The following is a 3,689-nucleotide window of genomic DNA, read 5'->3' as shown; positions in this document are numbered from 1 at the left end:
ACGCCCCTGCCCCGGCCTGGCCCGGCGCAGGGGCGCGTGCTTGCAGGCCGCCCTGCGCCCTGCCCGCCGTGGCCGGTAAAATAGCCGGCCACCCCTTCCCTAACCGCCATTCACGATATGTCCCGCACCCTGTTCGTCACCACTGCGCTGCCTTACGCCAACGGATCTTTCCATATCGGCCACATCATGGAATACATCCAGGCCGACATCTGGGTTCGCTCGATGCGCATGGCGGGCCACACGGTGCACTTCGTGGGCGCCGATGACGCGCACGGCGCGCCCATCATGCTGAAGGCGGAAAAAGAAGGCATTTCGCCGCAAGACCTGGTGGCCCGCTACGCCGCCGAGCGCCCGCGCTACCTGGACGGCTTCCATATCCGCTTCGACCACTGGCACAGCACCGACTCGGCTGAAAACACCGCCCTGTCGCACGACATCTACCGTGCCCTGAAGGCCGCCGGCCTGATCGAGACCCGGTCCATCGAGCAGTTCTACGACCCGGTCAAGGGCATGTTCCTGGCCGACCGCTACATCAAGGGCGAATGCCCCAAGTGCCACGCCAAAGACCAGTACGGCGATTCCTGCGAAGTATGCGGCGCGGTGTACGCGCCCACCGAACTGATCAACCCCTACTCGGCACTGACCGGCGCCACGCCCGTGCTGAAGTCGTCCGAGCACTTTTTCTTCAAGTTGTCCGACCCGCGCTGCGTGGAATTCCTGCAAAGCTGGACCACCGGCAGCAACAAGGCCGGCACCAGGCACTTGCAACCCGAAGTGCAGGCCAAGACCCGCGAGTGGCTGGGCGGCGACGACGGCGAAGCCAAGCTGGGCGACTGGGACATCTCGCGCGATGCGCCGTATTTCGGCATCGAGATCCCGGACGCCCCCGGCAAGTACTTCTATGTGTGGCTGGATGCCCCGGTGGGCTACCTGGCCTCGCTGAAGTCGTACTGCGCCAAGCAGAACCTGGATTTCGACGCCCTGCTCGACCCCGAAGGCGACACCGAGCAAGTGCACTTCATCGGCAAGGACATCATTTACTTCCACGCGCTGTTCTGGCCGGCCATGCTGAAGTTCGCCGGCCGCAAGACGCCCGACGCGCTGAACGTGCACGGCTTTATTACCGTCAGCGGCGAGAAAATGTCCAAGAGCCGCGGCACCGGCATCTCGCCGCTGCGCTACCTGGAACTGGGCATGAACGCCGAATGGCTGCGCTATTACATGGCCGCCAAACTGAATTCCCGGGTCGAAGACATGGACTTCAACCCTGAAGATTTCGTGGCGCGCGTCAATAGCGACCTGGTCGGCAAGTACGTGAATATCGCCAGCCGCGCCGCCAACTTCATCACCAAGCATTTCGACGGCGTGCTGGCCTACCAGGGCGACACCGACGCCCTGTCGGCCGAATTCGCCGCGCAGGCCGAATCGATCCGCGCCGCGTTCGAGGCCCGCGAATACAACCGCGCCATCCGCGAGATCATGGCCTACGCCGACGGCATCAACCAGGCCTTCGACACGGCCCAGCCCTGGGTGCTAGCCAAGGGCATCGGCACGGCCGACGCTGCCCAGAAGGCCCGCCTGCAAGATATCTGCTCGCGCTCGCTGGCGGGCTTCAAGGCCCTGTCGGTCATGCTGGCGCCGGTGCTGCCGGCCCTGTCCGAACGCGTGGCAACGGAATTGTTCGGCGCGCCGCAGCCCTATGCCTGGGCCGATGCCGCCGTGCTGCCGCAGCGCGTCGCCCCGTTCAAGCACCTGATGCAGCGGGTCGACCCGGCAGTGCTCGAGCAACTGTTCGAAGCACCCGCCGCGCCCGCTGCGGCCGCCCCCATGCCCGGTGGCGAGCCCCTGGCCGACACCATCACCATCGACGATTTCGCCAAGATCGACCTGCGCATCGCACAAATCGTCGACTGCCAGCACGTTGAAGGTTCGACCAAGCTGCTGCAGCTAACCCTCGACGTGGGCGAAGGCCGGCACCGCAACGTGTTCTCGGGCATCAAGTCGGCCTACCGCCCCGAAGACCTGGTGGGCAAACTGACCGTCATGGTGGCCAACCTGGCGCCGCGCAAGATGAAATTCGGGGTTTCGGAAGGCATGGTGCTGGCGGCCAGCCACGCCGACGATGCGGTGGACGCCGGTATCTACGTGCTGGAACCCTGGCCCGGCGCCAAACCCGGCATGCGCGTGCGCTGATATCTCCTGACGGCCGCCACGGGCGGCCGGCCCCCGGGCGCCTACAGCAGCGATTCGATGGGCAACAGCGACAGCAGCCAGACCAATGCCCGCTGCCACGCGCTGGTGCCGGGTTCGGTGTCGTAGCGCCGCGGCTCTCCATCCTCGTCGGCCAGCCAGTACAGGCCGCCGGTATCAGACAGGCCGACGCGATACGCCTGCCGGGGGATCTCCTGGTCGAACAAGGTTGCCATCTGCCCCGCCAGCAGCGGGCTGTCGATGACAAAACCCAGCTCGGTGTTCAAATGCATCGACCGGGGATCGAAATTGAACGACCCCACGAACACCCGCGAACCGTCCACGGCGAACGTCTTGGCGTGCAGGCTGGACCCGGAGCTGCCCACCGACGAGCGCCCGCGCGGCGCGGGCCCGGACCGGCTGCGCAATTCATACAGCTGCACGCCGCCGCGCAACAAGTCTTTGCGCTGCCTGGCGTAGCCGGAATGCACCACGGCCACGTCCGTGGCCTCGAAAGCATTGGTCAGCACGCGCACTTGCACACCGCTGCGCACCAACTGGACCAAGGCATCGGTACCGGCAGCCGTGGGCACGAAGTACGGCGACACCAACTCCAGGTGGCTGGCGGGCCGGCCCAGCACCTGCTGCAGCTGGCCGACCAGAGTCATGCCGCCGGTTGCCTGGCCCAGCGCCTTGGCCGGATCGTCGCTCACCATGCGCGTGGCGGCCCATTCGAAGCCCAATTGCCGGTGCAACATCTGGTGGATGAACGGCAGGTCGCGCAATGCCTGCATGTATGCCTGCGCGGCCGGATCGTGTTCGAACCCCGATGCCGACCGATGCAGCGCCGGCAAAGCGCCGGTGTCCGGCTCGCCCAGGATGGCCGCCGCCGGATAGGCGGAATCGCTGGCCCAGTAGCGGTCGAAGTCGGATGACACATCGCCGACCACCTGCCCCACCGCCAGCACGTCCAGATCGGAAAACGCCACCCCCTGGGTGGCGCCGAAGTACTCGTCGCCCACATTGCGGCCGCCGATGATGGTGGCCTGGTTGTCGGCGGTAAGCGATTTGTTGTGCATGCGGCGGTTCAGCCGCGCGAAGTCGGTCAGGTAGCCCAGCACTTTGGGCCGCCGCAGGACAAACGGATTGAACAGCCGCACTTCGATGTTGGGATGCGTGTCCAGCGCCGCCAGCACGTCGTCCAGGCCCGCCGTGCCATTGTCGTCCAGCAGCAGCCGCACCCGCACCCCGCGCTGGGCAGCCTTGAACAGCGCTTCCAGCAGCAGTGTTCCCGTGGTGTCGCCGCGCCAGATGTAATACTGCACGTCCAGCGTCTTCTGGGCCGCCTCGATCAGCAGGGCGCGGGCGGCGAACGCGTCGTGGGCCTGTGACAGCGCATAGATGCCGGACAGGCCGGGATGGGCATCGGCCAGCGGGCCGATGGCCTGGCCCAGCGCCGTGGCCCGGCCCTGCTCGGCTGGCAGGGCCCGCGATACCGC

At 66.5% G+C, this 3,689-nt stretch carries 2 protein-coding genes; one reads left to right on the top strand and one right to left on the bottom strand.

The window, feature by feature from the left end; translation table 11 throughout:
* Nucleotides 1–117: 117 nt before the first annotated feature.
* Nucleotides 118–2,193, top strand: a complete 2,076-nt coding sequence (gene metG, locus LPZ50_RS22945; protein ID WP_230665129.1) for a methionine--tRNA ligase — start codon at nt 118–120, stop codon at nt 2,191–2,193.
* A gap of 41 nt (nt 2,194–2,234) precedes the next feature.
* On the opposite strand, the gene LPZ50_RS22940 is transcribed toward metG, so the two are convergent.
* On the bottom strand, nt 2,235–3,689 hold a 1,455-nt coding region (locus LPZ50_RS22940), incomplete at its 5' end, for a phospholipase D family protein (RefSeq protein ID WP_329957696.1).

This window comes from Bordetella petrii (genome assembly GCF_020991325.1).
Classification (GTDB): Bacteria; Pseudomonadota; Gammaproteobacteria; order Burkholderiales; family Burkholderiaceae_B; genus Bordetella_A; species Bordetella_A petrii_E.
Note: the sequence above shows the minus strand (reverse complement) of the source record. Positions and strands in the feature narration are given on the sequence as shown.

Bases quoted from the DNA above. Each gene is read 5' to 3' on its own strand.
- metG (WP_230665129.1), top strand. From the start codon at position 118: ATGTCCCGCACCCTGTTCGTCACCACTGCGCTGCCTTACGCCAACGGA.